The organism is Streptomyces sp. NPDC088810, from assembly GCF_044750305.1.
Taxonomy (GTDB): domain Bacteria; phylum Actinomycetota; class Actinomycetes; order Streptomycetales; family Streptomycetaceae; genus Streptomyces.
Map to the genome: position 1 here is coordinate 1 of NZ_JBIVJQ010000023.1, position 15702 is coordinate 15702.

12 protein-coding genes and 1 pseudogene are annotated in these 15702 nt (G+C 69.1%); 10 read left to right on the forward strand and 3 right to left on the reverse strand.

What is annotated here, in order from left to right; all coding sequences use genetic code 11:
* From ACIP4Y_RS38330 to ACIP4Y_RS38350, 5 genes are all read left to right on the forward strand, one after another.
* Positions 1-900: thioesterase domain-containing protein (locus tag ACIP4Y_RS38330; protein ID WP_401401767.1), on the forward strand; the 900-nt coding region annotated here is incomplete at its 5' end.
* A gap of 66 nt (positions 901-966) precedes the next feature.
* Entirely contained in the window at positions 967-2265 is a 1299-nt protein-coding gene (locus tag ACIP4Y_RS38335) for an MFS transporter (RefSeq protein ID WP_401401769.1), read from the forward strand.
* A 53-nt stretch (positions 2266-2318) separates the two neighbouring features.
* Entirely contained in the window at positions 2319-3659 is a 1341-nt protein-coding gene (locus ACIP4Y_RS38340; protein ID WP_401401771.1) for a PLP-dependent aminotransferase family protein, read from the forward strand.
* 29 nt (positions 3660-3688) lie between these two features.
* Positions 3689-4945: a cytochrome P450 gene (locus ACIP4Y_RS38345; RefSeq protein ID WP_401401773.1), complete on the forward strand. Its 1257-nt coding sequence runs from the start codon at positions 3689-3691 to the stop codon at positions 4943-4945.
* Positions 4942-6063, forward strand: coding sequence for a hypothetical protein (locus tag ACIP4Y_RS38350; RefSeq protein ID WP_401401776.1), 1122 nt, complete (start codon positions 4942-4944; stop codon positions 6061-6063). The genes ACIP4Y_RS38345 and ACIP4Y_RS38350 overlap by 4 nt, the downstream gene beginning before the upstream one ends.
* 112 nt (positions 6064-6175) lie before the next feature.
* Here the strand turns inward: ACIP4Y_RS38350 and ACIP4Y_RS38355 are convergent, their stop codons facing one another.
* Positions 6176-6526, reverse strand: a complete 351-nt coding sequence (locus tag ACIP4Y_RS38355) for a hypothetical protein (RefSeq protein ID WP_358648061.1) — start codon at positions 6524-6526, stop codon at positions 6176-6178.
* A gap of 382 nt (positions 6527-6908) precedes the next feature.
* Complete coding sequence (locus tag ACIP4Y_RS38360) at positions 6909-7076, reverse strand: hypothetical protein (RefSeq protein ID WP_401401779.1); 168 nt, start codon at positions 7074-7076, stop codon at positions 6909-6911.
* 636 nt (positions 7077-7712) lie between these two features.
* Between ACIP4Y_RS38360 and ACIP4Y_RS38365 the strand changes: the two genes are divergently transcribed.
* Positions 7713-8696 carry a LuxR C-terminal-related transcriptional regulator gene (locus tag ACIP4Y_RS38365; RefSeq protein WP_401401781.1) on the forward strand — a complete coding sequence of 328 codons (984 nt, stop codon included), beginning with the start codon at positions 7713-7715 and terminating at the stop codon, positions 8694-8696.
* Positions 8697-8898: 202 nt separating this feature from the next.
* On the opposite strand, the gene ACIP4Y_RS38370 is transcribed toward ACIP4Y_RS38365, so the two are convergent.
* The gene (locus ACIP4Y_RS38370; protein WP_401401784.1) at positions 8899-10845 is read right to left on the reverse strand and encodes a BTAD domain-containing putative transcriptional regulator; all 1947 of its coding nucleotides are present in this window, start codon (positions 10843-10845) and stop codon (positions 8899-8901) included.
* 139 nt (positions 10846-10984) lie between these two features.
* On the opposite strand from ACIP4Y_RS38370, the gene ACIP4Y_RS38375 reads away from it, so the two are divergent.
* From ACIP4Y_RS38375 to ACIP4Y_RS38390, 4 genes and pseudogenes are all read left to right on the forward strand, one after another.
* Positions 10985-11863: an alpha/beta fold hydrolase gene (locus ACIP4Y_RS38375; protein ID WP_401401787.1), complete on the forward strand. Its 879-nt coding sequence runs from the start codon at positions 10985-10987 to the stop codon at positions 11861-11863.
* A gap of 157 nt (positions 11864-12020) precedes the next feature.
* Positions 12021-13604, forward strand: coding sequence for an FMN-binding glutamate synthase family protein (locus tag ACIP4Y_RS38380; RefSeq protein ID WP_401401789.1), 1584 nt, complete (start codon positions 12021-12023; stop codon positions 13602-13604).
* 85 nt (positions 13605-13689) lie between these two features.
* Positions 13690-15453 (forward strand): thiamine pyrophosphate-dependent enzyme, encoded by a 1764-nt coding sequence (locus ACIP4Y_RS38385; protein ID WP_401401791.1) that lies wholly within the window; start codon positions 13690-13692, stop codon positions 15451-15453.
* A 94-nt stretch (positions 15454-15547) separates the two neighbouring features.
* Positions 15548-15702 (forward strand): annotated as a pseudogene (locus tag ACIP4Y_RS38390) (RNA polymerase sigma factor SigF); the annotation flags it as partial.

A 15702-nucleotide genomic window follows, 5' to 3' on the forward strand; every position in this document is an offset into this window, starting at 1 on the left:
CTCCTCGCCACCCGCCTCATCAGCCGCATCCGCACCACCCTCGACATCGAACTGCCGGTACGCACCCTCTTCGAAACCCCCACCATCGCCACGCTTGTCCAGCACCTGGACCGGACACCGGGGAGCTCCTCCGGGGACTCACTGGGGGTCCTGCTCCCGCTGCGTGTCGAAGGAGATCTCGACCCGCTGTTCTGTGTCCATCCGGCGATAGGGCTGAGTTGGGCGTACTCCGGCCTCCTGCGCCATCTGGACCGCCAGCAGCCTCTCTACGGTCTTCAGGCCCGTAAGTTCAGCGAGCCGGACGCCTCGGCACCAGGGCTGGAGGAGATGGTCGAGGACTACCTGAACGAGATCCGGACCGTTCAGCCTTCCGGCCCGTACTCCCTCCTGGGCTGGTCCTTCGGCGGCATCGTGGCCCACTCCCTTGCGGTCCGCCTGCAGGAGGAAGGCGAGGAAGTCGCTCTGCTCGCCATGATGGACAGCTACCTGCCGACGGACGGCTGGGAGGGCGAGCGGCTGTCGTACGACAGCCCGGACGTGCTGAGTGCGATCGCCGAGTCGGTCGGACACGACCCGGCATCGCCCGAGAGTCCTCTCTCCGGGCTCGGCGCGGACGAGTTCTCGGCTCTGGTCAACGTCTTCGTGGACATCGCCAACTTGAGCGATCACATCAGTGCCGGAAAGTTCATGGGCGACATCCTCTTCTTCGCCGCAGCCGCCGACAAGGCGGACGGTGAGCTCACTCCCGACATCTGGTCCCCGCATACGACCGGACGAGTCGAGGTGCACGCCATCGACTGCGTGCACGGGGCCATGACTCAGCCCGGCCCGCTGTCCGAAATCGCACAGGTGCTGGCCGCACGGTTGGCCGACAGCCCGGTGGCCCAGGGCAACGCGTGACCACCAGTCTTCTGGGGTGCTCACGCACCCCAGTCGTCCATCAACAATCCGGTCTCAGGAGAACCATTGAACATCACCGGCAAAGAGAAGGTGCCGCAGCCGCCCTTGGGCGCCAACTTCAACAAGGTGTGGGTGGCCAAGATCGCCTCGTCTCTGGGCGACGGCGTTCAGCTGGCCGCGCTGCCCCTGCTGGCAGTCCAGCTGACCAGTGATCCACTGCTCATCGGTGCGGTCGGCGCCGTCGGCACCCTGCCGTGGTTCCTGCTCGGCCTGCCGGCCGGAGCCCTGGTGGACCGGTGGAACCGGAAGAAGGTGATGCTTCATGCGGACCTCATCCGGCTCGTCATCCTCGCCCTGCTCACGGTCGCCGTACTGACCGACCACGCGAATATCTCCCTGCTGATCGTGGCGGGATTCGCTATCGGGTGCGCGGACATCTTCTTCGACATCTCCGCACAGGCCGTCCTGCCGGTGGTCACCTCCGGGGATCAGGCACTCATCCGGGCCAACAGCCGGATCTCCGCAGCCGAGATCAACGGGGAGCAGCTCGCAGGTCCGCCGCTCGGCGGTGTGCTCTTCTCCCTGTCGCACTTCCTGCCGTTCCTGGGGAACGCGTTCTCCTTCTTGATCAGTGCCGTCTTCGTCGGTTCGCTGAAGGGTGATTTCGGGAACGCGCCGGCCACCGAGCCGGCCCGCAGGAACCTTCGCGCCGAGGTCGCGGAAGGACTGCGCTGGCTGCTGAAGCACCGCGTCCTGCGAGCGCTGTCCGGCACGGCTGCTGTCGGCAACCTGGTCTTCACCGCCCAGATGTCGCTGCTGGTCCTGCTGGCCAAGGAGCAGCTCGGTCTCGGCGACATCGGCTACGGCCTGCTGCTGAGCTCCACCGCCATCGGCGCCTTCATCGGCAGTCTCCTGGCGTCCGCGGTCGCCAGGAAGCTCCAGGTGGGCACCATGCGATGCATCGGCATGACCCTCGAAGGACTGGCGATCGTCGGGCAGGGCCTGACCGGAAACCCCTGGATCGCCGGCGGAATGATGGCCGTCATCGGGTTCTCGATGAGTGTCCAGATCGTTGTCGTCGGTTCGCTGCGGCAGCGTCTCGCACCGGCGGAGATTCGTGGCCGCGTGCTCTCGGCCAGCCGGCTGATCTCGCTCGTGGGTGCACCCTTCGGCGGTCTCCTCGGCGGCTACCTGGCGAGTGCGATCAGTCTGCGCGCGCCGTTCGTCATGGGCGGCCTCCTGATGGTCCTGGTGGCCCTGGTCAGCCTGCCCGCGCTGAGCAACCGCGCCATTCGGGAAGCGACCGAAGAGGCGTCCGCCACGACGGAAGCACCGGAAGGGGTTTCCAGCACCGCATCGAAGTAGGGCTCGCCGACGTTGTCGCGGGTTCGCTGTTCCCCTTAGGCAAGCGAGGACGCATGAACGACAGTGGAGTGGAACTCCTGGCCGCCGACCTGAGCACGGATCGACTGCACGCAGCGCTCCGGGATCCGGCACTCGCCTCCATGAACTTCTTGAACGAGGTGGCCAACCGGTTCCCGGAGGCCATTTCGCTCGCCGCCGGCCGGCCCAGCGAAGAGTTCTTCGACGTCGACGACCTTCCCCGATATCTGCAGATCTTCTGCGACTACCTGGCGGCCGAGAAGGGTGCGGACGCACAGCGCGTACGCCGCACCCTCTTCCAGTACGGCCGGACCAAGGGCATCATCCACGAGCTTCTCGCCCGGAACCTCGCCTGTGACGAGGGCATCGACGTCGACCCGGAGTCGATCGTCGTCACGGTCGGCTGCCAGGAGGCGATGTTCCTGGTGCTCCGGGCACTTCGCACGGACGAGCGGGATGTCGTGCTGACGGTCGCGCCGGGCTACGTCGGACTGACCGGTGCCGCGCGGCTGGTGGACATGTCCGTCCGGCCGGTGCGGGAGCATGAGGACGGCATCGACCTCGACCACCTGATCGAGCAGATCGAGGCGGTGCGCGCCGAGGGCAAGCGGCCACGGGCCTTCTACCTCGTCCCGGACTTCGCCAACCCCTCCGGCGCGAGCCTCGACCTGGAGGCCCGACAGAGGTTGCTCGCCATCGCGGCCGAGCACGATCTGCTGATCCTCGAGGACAACCCGTACGGTCTGTTCCAGGCCGAGGCCGGTCAGCGCCTGCCGACGCTCAAGGCCCTCGACACTTCGCGGCGGGTCGTCTATCTGGGCTCGCTCTCCAAGACCTGCTTCCCCGGAGCCAGGATCGGCTTCGTCGTCGCGGATCAGCGCGTGGCCGGCGCGAACGCAGAGTCCAACCTTTTCGCGGACGACCTTTCCAAGATCAAAAGTATGCTCACCGTCAACACCCCGCCCGTGGCCCAGGCCATGGCGGGAGGCAAACTGCTGGAGCACGACTGCAGCCTGGTCAAGGCGAACACCAGGGAAATCGAGCTTTACAGCCGGAATCTGCGACTGCTGCTGGAGGGGATGGACCGGCGGTTCCCGCGAGGCGGGGACCACCAGGTCTCGTGGAACACGCCCGGCGGTGGTTTCTTCGTGGTAGTCACTGTTCCGTTCGCTGCCGACGACGCCGCACTGGAATACGGGGCCAATAAGTACGGCGTGCTGTGGACACCCATGAGCCACTTCTACGACGGCCGCGGCGGCGAGAATCAGCTACGCCTTTCGGTGAGCGTGGTGTCGCCGGACGAGATCGAAGCAGGGCTGGATCGCCTGGCGATGCTGATCGCCGATCTCTCCGGCAAGGAAATATCTACGCATTAGTCACCCATTCTGAAGGCCAGGAGATTTCCATGCCGAACAACGGCACATATGCCGACGACCTCAACAGCGTGAACCTCGCGGACCCGAACACCTTCGTGCAGACCGACATGGAGGATTTCTGGCGGCGCGTCCGGGCCGAGCAGCCCATCTATCTGCACCCGGCCACGGAGCAGGGGCCCCCATTCTGGGTGGTGTCCCGCTACACCGACGTCATGACCGTTCTGCAGGACCCCGAGCGGTTCAGCTCGCGGCCCGGGAACATGCTGTCCTCGCTGCACAAGCCCGGAGGGGATCCGGCGGCCGGCATCAACCTGGCGCTCACCGATGCGCCGCGCCACAACGCCATGCGGACGATCCTGCTGAAGGCGTTCAGCCCCCGGACCCGCAAGGTGGTGACGGACAAGCTGCAGCAGCGGGTCGACCAGCTCCTCGGCAGCGGTGTCGGAATCGGGACCTTCGACTTCGCCAAGGAGGTCGCGGAGCTGGTCCCCATGGGGACGATCTGCGATCTCCTCGGCTTCCCGCCGAAGGACCACAAGTACCTGCTCGACCTGAGCCGGGAGGCGCTCAGCACGGACGACGAGGGGCAGACCGAGGAGGACCGCTGGCTCTCCCGCAACGAACTCCTCAGCTACTGCCAGGAGATCATCGAGGCCCGCCGCGAGAATCCGCAGGACGACCTGATCAGTGCGATGGCCACCTGCCAGATCAACGGTGAGCCGATGACCGACGACGAAGTGGTCGTCAACTGCTACGGGTTCATCCTCGCGGGGGACCACACCAGTCGCCTGGCCATGGTCGGCGCCCTGCTCGTCTTCTCCCAACACCCCGATCAATGGCTGGCGTTGAAGGAGGGCCGGGCCACGATAGCGAGCGCGGTCGAGGAGATCCTGCGCTGGACGACTCCGTCGATGCACATCGGTCGCACCGCAACGGCCGACGTCACCATCGGCGGTCGGACGATCCGCGCAGGCGACCACGTCATCCTCTGGAACACCTCCGCCAACCGCGACGAGGGCATCTTCCGGGATCCTCAGAGCTTCGACGTGGCACGGACTCCCAACAAGCACCTGAGCTTCGGCTCCGGACCCCACTTCTGCTTCGGGTCCTATCTCGGGCGAGCCGAGATCACCGCCGTCCTGAAGACCCTCTGCGACAAGGTGGAGCGGATCGAGCTCGTGGGTGATCCCAAGCCGATCTACTCGACGTTCCTCCGCGGATACAGCAGCCTGCCGGTCTCACTCATCCCCAGTGGACAGTTCAACTCGAAGGAGTCTGTGAAGTGATCGAGGCTGAGACCCAGGCCAGTCATGCGGACATGCGGCCGCTCCACCTGTTGAAGGCGGAGCACCTGCCGGCCTCACGAAGCGCCGTCACCGGCATGATGAACCAGCGCACCGCGGACGCTCTGCGGACCGTCCTCGACATAGCTCCGCGGGACTCCGACCGGCAGGCACTGGCCGCAGTCGATGCGGCCCTGACCTGCCTGACCGCACCGGCTGCCGCCACCACGTACACCGATGCGGAGCGGAAGGCCCTGCCGGAGGACCTCTACGAGGAACACGACCGGTTCTTCGGCGCGATCAGGGTCACGGGGAACCCGGTGGAGACGTTCACCCGCACCATGCTCGAAGCCCTCCGCAGCCAGCTCAACGACGCCCTCTCCGCCGGGGTGAGCCTGTGCAGCGGTGAACGGGCTCAACTGCGTGAGGCATTCACCAGCACCTTCCACCTTCTGTGGCGCATCGGAGTCGCCGGCACACCCTTCGAGGACGCGGCTCGCGCTCGCCCGCAGGACGCCGGCACGAGGATCGACGACGTGGCGGCCGATCCCCTGATGCGCTGGTGCCTGGGTCATCAGGTGTTCTTCGCACTCATCCAGGCGCTGGTCGTCTCGGTCGGCTGCCTCGAGGAGTTCCTCAAGGACGATCCGGAAGACATCCAGAGCGCCTGCCGACTGCTCGAGGACGCCACGGTGCTGATGATCGGGTCCGGCACATCGATGCGGTACGCGGGTGACTTCACGCGCACGCACTACACGGACGCGGTACGCCCCGCGATGATGCCGCCGCACATCAATGCCAAGTTCAGCGGTCTGCAGTTGCGTGATCACCGGATTCTGCTCAAGTCGATCAGCCGGGTCAAGCCGTTGCTGGCGTCGCCCGCTCCGGCCGTCGACAAGTCCTACCGGAAGCTGCTCGATGCGATGTCGACGGCCTACGACGCGCACATCGCGGTCTGCTCGAGGTTCGACGGCAATCGCGAATCGAGTCTGCGCACGCCCGGCTCCACGGTTCCCGCGGTGCAGATCCTCGAGCGGTTCCGGGAGCGGCGCATCGGCGCCGCCACGCCGGATCGGCCGGCGGAGTCGTACGGCGATCTCCGGCCGACTCCTGGAGGGTGACTCCCGGACGCAGTTCACCCGTGGCTCCGGGTGATCGTGTCTGCGCTCCGCACAGACGGATCGTTCGGGAGCCACGGGCGTGGTCAACGATATGAAGAGGCCGTCCAGATCGTCACAGATCGAAGACGTCCAGCTCCTGCAGGGGCACCGGTTCACCGCCGTAGTCGGAGTCGCGAGAAAGATCCAGGGCGGAGCACTCGACGACACTCCAGCCGCGCAACGCGCCCGCGCGCAGCACAGCGCGGTCGATCAGTCCTCGGGCCTGGACGGTTGCCTGGTGCCTGTCACCTGCCGCCACGAAGGCCATGAGGCCGAACCGGCCCGCCGTGTCGTGGACCACCGTGAGGTGCTCCAGGCGGTCCTGCGGCTCGGCCGCTGCCCACACGACCTCCTCCACCAGCACCGCGGATGACGCCTTCTCTCCGTCGGGGGCCGGGGCCATGCGGATGAGTACAGCGAGCACGGAGCGGCTCCTCGGTTGGGTGGTTCGGTTCGACGGTTGAGGTGCCCGGTCAAGCAGCGCGCACGCGTCGACGGCCTCGGTAGTGTGCCGGGATTGCGCAAGGCATGGGCGGCGGCCCGGACGTACGGGGGCGGCGTGGACGAAGTCCACGCAGGATGCGGATCGTGATGCCGCGTCGGCGGGTCTCGGCTTCGATCAGGTCGAGCCGGTGGCAGGCGCCGCCCGCCGGGGCGATCCAGGGCCGCGGGTACTGCGGGTCGTATGCCTCGGCCTGGTCAAACGCGTCTGCGATGACCTGCTCGGGGCTGACCACGGAGGCTGTGCACTTCGGAGCCGACCGAGGTCGTGCGGTTGCTCTCGGAGGAACCGCACCCTCTTCGGGTCACGGGCCCCAGGTGACGGTCCCGGCGATGACGGTCGCGTGCGGCGCGGCGTCCGCGACAGGCCGCGAGTGCGCGGCGGAGCCCACGGTGGCAAAGGCGCCGACCAGAACAGTCAGAACAGCCAGAACAACCAGGATGGAAGTGGCAAAAGGGGCGTTGCGCGACATGGCGGTACTCCTCGAGAGGGTGTCGGTTGATTGCTTGCTGCTTCAGCCGGCTGCCGTTGTGCTCGATCGGCTGACGATGGCTAGAGCTTGGCCGCCCCTGCCCCCACCCCGTAAGCACCTGACCTTGGCATGAAGCGCGCTGTCACCATGGTGCAAACTCGACCGCCCCTCGAATGGGCGCTGACCTGATCGTTTGCCGCTGTGGCAGTGTCGTGCCTGGCCGCGAGATGCCACTCCGCACCCGGCGTGCAGGAGCCCAACATTTCGAACATGAACCCATCATTGCGGCAAATACCCTGAAGGCTGAATATCGTCCGTTTACCAGCCTTCTCATCAAGTAGCGCACCGGGGGTGTGTCAAAAGCTTCCTTAAGGCGGGTGCCACTTGTCATGCAACGAACTAAGATCGCTCCGGCGTCGATAGGCTTTTCGGCGTTCGCCTGGCCACGGGGGGCCAGTACAGCGCGAGTGACGTGCGGGCAGGCAGGGGGGCGAATGTGGACAGACCATCTTCAGACGCCCGCACGCCCCGAGCCCGCCGCTCACCTCTCGCTGGCCGGCTACGGCCGCATGGAATCGCAGACCGCGCATACCCCCGCTTCCTGTTGTCGCCACACCAGCAACAAAGAGGTGAAGTATGCTCGAAGCCCTCGGCCTGGAGCCCGCTGCCGAAGTCGTCTACCGCTCGCTCCTTGACTCCCCGCAGCAGGGGATCAAGGAACTGTGCGACCGCTCGGGACTGACCGAGAACGCAGTCCGAGCCACCCTGGACCAGCTGGCCCACCTGCACCTGCTGCGCCCCACCGGGCCAGGGGCGGAGAGCCTTCGCCCGGTCGATCCGGGGGTCGGCCTCAGCGCCCTGCACGCGCGCCGGAGCGCTTCGCTGGCGCGGCACCAGAAACAGTTGGAAGAGGCCAAGGAATCCATAGCCGTACTGGCCGCCGAGTACGGCGGCTCACGCCGGGAATTCCTGCCCGAGGTCGCCGAATGCCTCGACGGCATGGAGGCGGTCCGCGACCGTCTGGAGGAACTGGCGGCGAACATGAAGGAGGAGTGCCTGTCCTTCGTCATCGGCGGCGCCCAGCGCCCCGAGGACATGGCCGCTGCCAAGGGGCCCGACCAGGAGGCCCTGGAGCGCGGTGTCTCGGTCCGCTCGATCTACCAGGACAGCCTGCGCAACGATGCGGCGACCACCGGCTACGTCCGATGGCTCACCTCGCTCGGAAGCGAGACCCGCACCGTCCCCGTCCTGCCCATGCGCATGATCATCGCGGACCGGAAGGTCGCTGTCGTCCCGCTGGAGCCGGGCAACGCCCTCAAGGGCGCCCTGGTCCTGCACAGCCCGGGCGCCGTCACGGCCCTGGTGATGCTCTTCGAGGAGGTCTGGAAGAACGCCGCCCCCTGGGGCCTGCCGCTGTCGAAGGACCACCGCGGCCTCGGCCCCCAGGAGCGTGAACTGCTGCGGCTGCTCGCCGAGGGCTGCACCGACGAGATCGCCGCCCGCCACCTCGCCATCTCGGTGCGCACGGTCCGTCGGCTCGCCGCCGACCTGATGACCCGGCTGCAAGCGCGCAGCCGGTTCGAGGCCGGCGTGCTCGCCGCCCGCGAGGGGTGGGTATAGCCGTCCTGTTTCTAAAGAACGTTGCAGAAGGCTTGATGGCGGGCATTTGGCCGTTCCGATGTCGGAGAAAGGCCCCCTCACCGGCGGTTTTCTCCAGCTGAAGAATCCGGACATGTTTCCGATGACGCATCAGGTGGAGTGCGTGGCCATCCATGAGCCGGCCGCGAAGGCCTCCTGACCCGCGGGTGTTCGAGGGCGGGTGTCATCGCCGAGCGAGCTGTTGTTCAAGGGCGGACAGGATGTCGTCGACGGGGCCGAAGGTGATCATGGCGGTTGCTCCGCCCGCGATCTCGCCGCGCAGGGGGGAGAGGGCGTCGTGCGCCTGCGTGGCCAGGGAGGCGTCATGGAGCAGCAGGGCCGTGTGTGCGCTGACCGCCCAGAGCGCGTCGTACAGGTGGTCGGCAGGGGGTGTCGGCAGGGTGGCGGCCGCGTGGCGGGCCGCCGCGAGGTTGCCGCGGGCGAGGTCGAGGAGGGGCTGGGCCCAGGGGCGGTGGGGCCCCCAGTCGAGGCCGGGGTCCGTCGGCGCGGGACGTCGGTGACGCAGGCGGAGTGAGAGAAGCGCGAGCGGGAGGAAGCCGGCCTTCATTCCGGGCATGCCGGCACCGGCGAGGTCGGTGGCCAGGGTGCGGTAGGCATGAGCGGCCTCGGCGGGGTCGTTCGCTGTCTCTGCCAGCCGCATGGTCCGGGCAGCCGCGGTGAGAACGTGGACGAGCGGGGTCTCGTGGACGGTGGCGAGCCGCTCGGCCGCCGTGATGTGGCGTTGCGAGGTCTCGGCGTCACCTCGGGCCGCGCAGACCTGGATCTTGATCAGATGGCCGAGGATCTCGAACGCCGGGAGATCATGCCGCGTCGAGAGAGCGATGAGCTCGTCGGCGATCCCGTCACGTTCGCCGGTGCGCCCCGGGTGCTGGAAGGACTGCACGAACCGGGCGTTGAGCGCGAGCGCCAGCACGCCCGGGTCGTGGAGCTCTCGGGCGAGCCGTTCTGCTTCGGCCGCCGCCTCGGCGGCCCAGCGGTCCCGGGTTCCGCGATGCTCCAGGCCGCAGGTGGCCAGGAGGCGTGCCCGCAGCGCGGGCGGAGCCCCGGGCCCGAGGCGGTGCAGAGTGCGCCGGGTGGTCGCCACCAGCGACGCGGAGCGTACGGGATCGTCGGCGCGCGTCCAGACGGTGGGTACGTCGTACGCCGCGATCACGCGGGCGGTCAGGTCGGGATCCGCGGTGCGTTCCGCTTCCGCGACCGCCGCGGCACGTTGCTCCTGGGCGAGCACCAGATTGGTGCCGCCCGTCACCGCGGCGGCCCCGGCCACCGTGCTCATCGAGCGCAGCCGGGTGTACGTCCCCGTCGCTTCCGTGCGCGTGAGCAGGCGCAGCCGGTCCTCGGCGCGGGGCGCCGCGGTGAGGTGCGGAGCGTGCTGGAGGATGTCCCGTTCGAGATGGTCGAGGCCGTCCACCGATGCCAGCCCGAACCGGTCCAGCAGCCTGGTCCGCGCCGCGCGCAGCGAGGCCAGCGCGTCGACCTGGCGGCCGGCCTGGTAGAGGGCACGGGACAGCAGAGCCCATGCGTGCTCGCGCCACGGGTGCGTGGCAGCGAAGGCTTCCAGTTCCGGGACGAGGGACGCGCCGTGTCCGAGGTCGAGCGCCGCCCGGGCGCGCAGCTCGACGGCTTGACGGTGCAGCTCCGTCAGGCGGGCGCGCTCCGGTTCCAGCCAGGGCGAGGCGTCGAGGTCCGCGTAGGGCTCGCCCTGCCACCACGAGAGCGCTTCGCCCAGCGCCCCGGCCACCCGGCCGCCGGGTGCGTCGCGCGCGGCCCGAAGGGCGTCCTCGAAGCGGTGGGCGTCGACGTGGGTCCGTGGAATCCGTAGGGCGTATCCGGTACCGACGGTGTCGATGACACGCGAGCGGGTGCGCGGGAGACGATCCGGTTCGAGGGCGCGGCGCAGCTCGCCCACGAAGGTGCGCACCGTCCCGGCCGCCGTGGGCGGGGGGTCCTCCCAGAGATCGCCGACCAGCACCGCGAGCGGGACGGCCCGGCCACCGGCCGCGACCAGCCGTCCCAGCACCTCGCGGCGGCGCCGGCTGCCGACCGCCACAGGGCGGCCCTCGGTGTCCGTGACCTCGATCGGTCCGAGCACCTGGACGAGGATCTCCATGCACTCATTGTCGTCCCGCGCCGGCTTCGGGCCGCGCTGCTGATTCCCTGCTGACCCGGCTGCCCGATCCTTCTCTCGTCCACGCGTCCACCGGTGGACGGCAATTGTTCACGCATTCCGAAGAAGGAGACGATGCGCGATGGGCATCACCATTCCGGGATTCACCACCAGGTCGATCGGTGTGGCCGACGGCATGGAACTGAACGCGGCGGTCGGCGGACAGGGGCCGGCGCTCGTGCTGCTCCACGGTTTTCCTCAGACCCACCTGATGTGGCGGCACGTCGCACCCGTCCTGGCCGAGCGCCACACCGTGGTCTGCCCCGACCTTCGCGGCTACGGCGCCAGCAGCAAGCCGGCGGCGGTCGCCGAGGACACCTACGCGAAGCGGACGATGGCCGCGGACATCGTCGGCCTGGCCGACGCACTGGGGTTCGACCGGTTCGCACTGGTCGGGCACGACCGCGGCGCGCACGTCGCCTTCCGGGCCGGCCTCGACCATCCCCATCGGGTCAGCCACCTGGGCATCCTGGACATCGTTCCCACCCTGGACACCTGGAACGTCCTGCGCGGGGTCGGTGCGGCGGTGGGCTTCCACCTCTATCTGATGGCCCAGCCGCCCGGGCTGCCCGAGCAGATGATCACGGGCAGCGCCGACGCGTTCTTCGGCCACTTCCTCGACGCCTGGGCCACCGGCTCCCGCGCCATCCCGGCGGACGTGCGCGACGAGTACCTTCGCGCCTGCCGGAACGCCGTCGCGTCGATCGTCGCCGACTATCGCGCCACCGCGACCATCGACATCGCCCACGACCAGGCCGACCTCGACGCCGGCAACCGGCTCACCATGCCGGTGACGGTCGTCCAGCAGGACTGGGGCCGGCAGCTGGGGTTCGACGCCGCCGCGACCTGGCGGCCGTGGGCCGCCGACCTTCAGCACTTCACGACCGGGGCGGGCCACTTCATGGCCGAGGAGGCCCCGGAGGACATCGCCAGGCTCATCCTCGACCTGGTGAAACGATGAGCACGGCGTGCGGTTCGTCGGTGCTCAGTGCCTACCTGGAGCTCCGGGCGGTTCATCAGGCCCGGCGTGCCCAGCGCGGGGATGCCGTTCGTCGGCCTTGGGCCGCTCTTGGGGAAAACGCAGGACTGGGAAGCGGCCGCCCGGCAATGAGCGTGGGGTGACACGCATCGCAATCGTCGTCCTGGCCCTCGCCGCGGGCGCGTCGGCGCTCGTGGCTGCGGCCGGCATCTCCCCGTGGTGGTGGCTCGCCGCCGTGCCGCTCACCGTGGCGGGTCTGCTGGGTGCCTGGGATCTGCTGCAGCGCCGGCACTCGGTGCTGCGCAACTATCCCGTGCTGGGGCATGCCCGCTTCCTGCTTGAGCGCATCCGTCCGGAACTGCAGCAGTACTTCATCGAGCGCAACTACGACGGCCGTCCCTTCGACAGGGACGTACGCACCATCGTCTACGAGCGGGCCAAGGGCACCGACGCCGAGCAGCCCTACGGCACCGAACGGGACGTGTACCAGCCCGGCTACGAGTTCCTCGTGCCGTCGATGGCCCCCTGCCCGGTGCCGGAGACCCCGCCGCGGGTGCGGGTGGGAGGACCGGACTGCAGCAGGCCGTACGACATGGCGCTGCTGAACGTGTCGGCGATGAGCTTCGGCTCGCTGTCCGCGAACGCGGTCCTCGCGCTCAACGCGGGCGCGAAAGCAGGGGGGTTCGCCCAGGACACCGGCGAGGGCGGCCTGTCCGAATACCATCTCCGGCCGGGTGGCGACCTGATCTGGGAGATCGGCACCGGCTACTTCGGCTGCCGTACCCCGGACGGCGACTTCGACCCCGCCGAGTTCGCCGACAAGGCCGCGCACGAGCACGTCAAGTGCGTGTCCCTGAAACTCTCGCAGGGGGCCAAGCCGGGGATCGGCGGGGTGCTGCCGGGCGCGAAGGTCAATGCCGAGATCGCGCGGGTACGGGACGTGCCCGAGGGGCGGACGGTGGTCTCGCCGCCGTACCACCGGGTCTTCGACACCCCGCGTGAACTGGTGCGGTTCATCGCGCGGATGCGGGACCTGGCGGGTGGCAAGCCGACCGGCTTCAAACTGTGCGTCGGCTCGCGCCGGCAGTTCCTCGCCGTGTGCAAGGCGATGCTGGAGGAGGGAACGGCGCCCGACTTCATCGTGGTGGACGGAGGCGAGGGCGGGACGGGTGCGGCGCCCCTTGAGTTCGCCGACCACGTCGGCGCCCCGCTCACCGAGGGCCTGCTCACCGTGCACAACGCCCTCGTCGGCACGGGCCTGCGCGACCGGGTCAGGATCGGGGCGAGCGGCAAGATCGCCACCGGTACCGACCTCGTCAAACGCATGGTGCAGGGGGCGGACTACGGCAACGCGGCGCGGGCGATGATGTTCGCCGTCGGCTGCATCCAGGCCCAGCGGTGCCATACGAACACCTGCCCCACCGGGGTCACGACACAGGACCCCCGGCGGGCGCGCGCCCTGGACGTCCGTGACAAGGCGCCGCGCGTGCAGCGTTTCCAGGAGGCGACGGTGGCCAGCGCGCTGCAGATCATGGCGTCCATGGGCGTCACCGATCCCGCTCAGCTGCGTCCGCACATGCTCCGCCAGCGCGTGGATCCCTTCACCGAGCGCTCCTACGAGGAGCTGTACGAGTGGCTCGAGCCGGGGCAGCTGCTCGTCGAGCCGCCGGCCTCCTGGGCGGCCGACTGGAAGGCCGCCGACCCCGACCGTTTCGCCGTGTGAGCGGTGCGAGCGATGGGAACGGCACGAACCGCGCGAACCCTGCGAACCGTGTGAACCTGTGAACCGCGTGACCTGGAGGACTGAAGTGGCCCGTACCGTTGCCCGCGTCGTCGTGGACGCGCTGAGCGAACTCGGCGTGCGCCAGGTGTTCGGCGTCGTCGGAGACGCGCTCAACCCCCTGACCGACGCCATCCGCACCACCGAGGGCCTGGAGTGGGTGGGCTGCCGGCACGAGGAGGCGGCGGCCTTCGCCGCGAGCGCCCAGTCGCAGCTGACCGGAACCCTCGGCGTGTGCATGGGCACGGTCGGACCCGGTTCCGTCCACCTCCTCAACGGGCTGTACGACGCCGCCAAGAGCCACGCCCCGGTCCTGGCCATCGCCGGTCAGGTACCGCTCGCCGAACTGGGCAGCGACTACTTCCAGGAGGTCGACAACGACGCCCTCTTCGCCGACGTGGCCGTCTTCCGCGCGACCGTCACCTCGCCCGACCAGCTGCCGCAGATGCTGGAGACGGCGGTCCGCCACGCGCTGGGCCGCCGGGGTGTCGCCGTCCTCACCGTGCCGGGCGACCTGGGCGAGCGGGAACTGACCGCAGACCGGCCGGCCCGCTTCTCCCTGAACGCTCCGCTGAGCCGGCCGGAGGAGTCGGCGGTCCGTCGCGCCGCGGAACTCCTCGACCGCTCGGAGCGCGTCACCCTGCTCGTCGGGGAGGGTGCCCGCGCCGCCCGCGAGGACGTCCTCGCCCTCGCCGACCGCCTGGCCGCACCGATGGTGCTCACGCTGAAGGCCAAGGCCGGCTTCGAGGGCGACACCAACCGCTTCCAGGTCGGCCAGACGGGGCTGATCGGCAATCCCGCCGCCGCGTCGGCCCTCCAGGACGCGGACACGCTCCTGCTGCTCGGCACCGACTTCCCTTACCGCGACTGGTATCCCGAGGGCCGCAAGGTGATCCAGGTCGACACCGAGGCCACCCACATCGGACGCCGGGTACCGGTCGACGTCGGGCTGGTGGGGGACACCGGCGCCACCGTACGCGACCTCCTGGACCACCTCGCCGCCCCGCCCGCCGGGACGGACGGCGCGCGCGACCGCTCGCACCTGGAGAAGGCGCGCGAACGGTTCGACCAGTGGCGCACCGGTCAGGCCCGGCTCGCCGACCCGTCGCACGACAAGGGCCTCGTGGGCCGCGTCCGCTCCGCGCTGGACAACCGCACGCACGACATCCGCCCCGAGGCGCTGGCGGCCGCCGTGGACCGGATCGCCGCCGACGACGCCGTCTTCACCTCGGACACGGGCATGGCCACGGTGTGGCTCTCGCGGTTCGTCGAGATGCGCGGCGAGCGGCGGCTGATCGGCTCGTACAACCTCGGCTCGATGGCCAACGCCATGCCCCAGGCCCTGGGCGCGCAGGTCCTCGACCGCGAGCGCCAGGTCGTGGCCTTCTGCGGCGACGGCGGGCTGAGCATGCTCCTGGGCGACCTGATGACCCTGAAGACGTATCGCCTGCCCGTCAAGCTCGTCGTCTTCGACAACCGCCGTCTGGGCATGGTGAAACTCGAACAGGAGCAGGCCGGTCTGCCCGAGTTCGGCACGGTCCTCGACAATCCCGACTTCGCCGCCGTGGCCGAGGCCATGGGCATCACCGGCATCCGCGTGACGGATCCCGACGAAGTGGAGAGCGCCGTACGACGCGCCTTCCGCACCCCGGGCCCGGTCCTGCTCGACGTCCTCACCAACCCCGACGAGATCGCCGTACCGGCCAAGCCGACCGTCGAACAGGGATGGGGTTTCGCGGTGGCCAAGGTGAAGGAAATCGTGCGGAGTCACGGAGAGCCGGGCGGAAATTGAAAAAGTCCTAGGCGTGACGGCCGGTGGCCGGGGTAGACGCGGCTTGCCGGACAAAGGACCGGCGCAGGCAGAACTGATCGACTGGGAGGGGCGCATGATGGTGACGACGACCGTGCAGACCGCTGAACGTACGGTGGACGTTCCGGAGATAGCCGATCCCTCCCAGGTGGCGCCGAAGGACGCGCGGGAGCTGTCGAAGCTGTTCTTCGACCGGCTGGCGGTGCTGGAGGAGGGGACCGCCGAGTACCA

Bases quoted from the DNA above. Each gene is read 5' to 3' on its own strand.
- ACIP4Y_RS38360 (WP_401401779.1), bottom strand. From the start codon at position 7,076: ATGTCGCGCAACGCCCCTTTTGCCACTTCCATCCTGGTTGTTCTGGCT.
- ACIP4Y_RS38375 (WP_401401787.1), top strand. From the start codon at position 10,985: ATGGGCATCACCATTCCGGGATTCACCACCAGGTCGATCGGTGTGGCC.
- ACIP4Y_RS38365 (WP_401401781.1), top strand. From the start codon at position 7,713: ATGCTCGAAGCCCTCGGCCTGGAGCCCGCTGCCGAAGTCGTCTACCGC.
- ACIP4Y_RS38340 (WP_401401771.1), top strand. From the start codon at position 2,319: ATGAACGACAGTGGAGTGGAACTCCTGGCCGCCGACCTGAGCACGGAT.
- ACIP4Y_RS38370 (WP_401401784.1), bottom strand. From the start codon at position 10,845: ATGGAGATCCTCGTCCAGGTGCTCGGACCGATCGAGGTCACGGACACC.
- ACIP4Y_RS38345 (WP_401401773.1), top strand. From the start codon at position 3,689: ATGCCGAACAACGGCACATATGCCGACGACCTCAACAGCGTGAACCTC.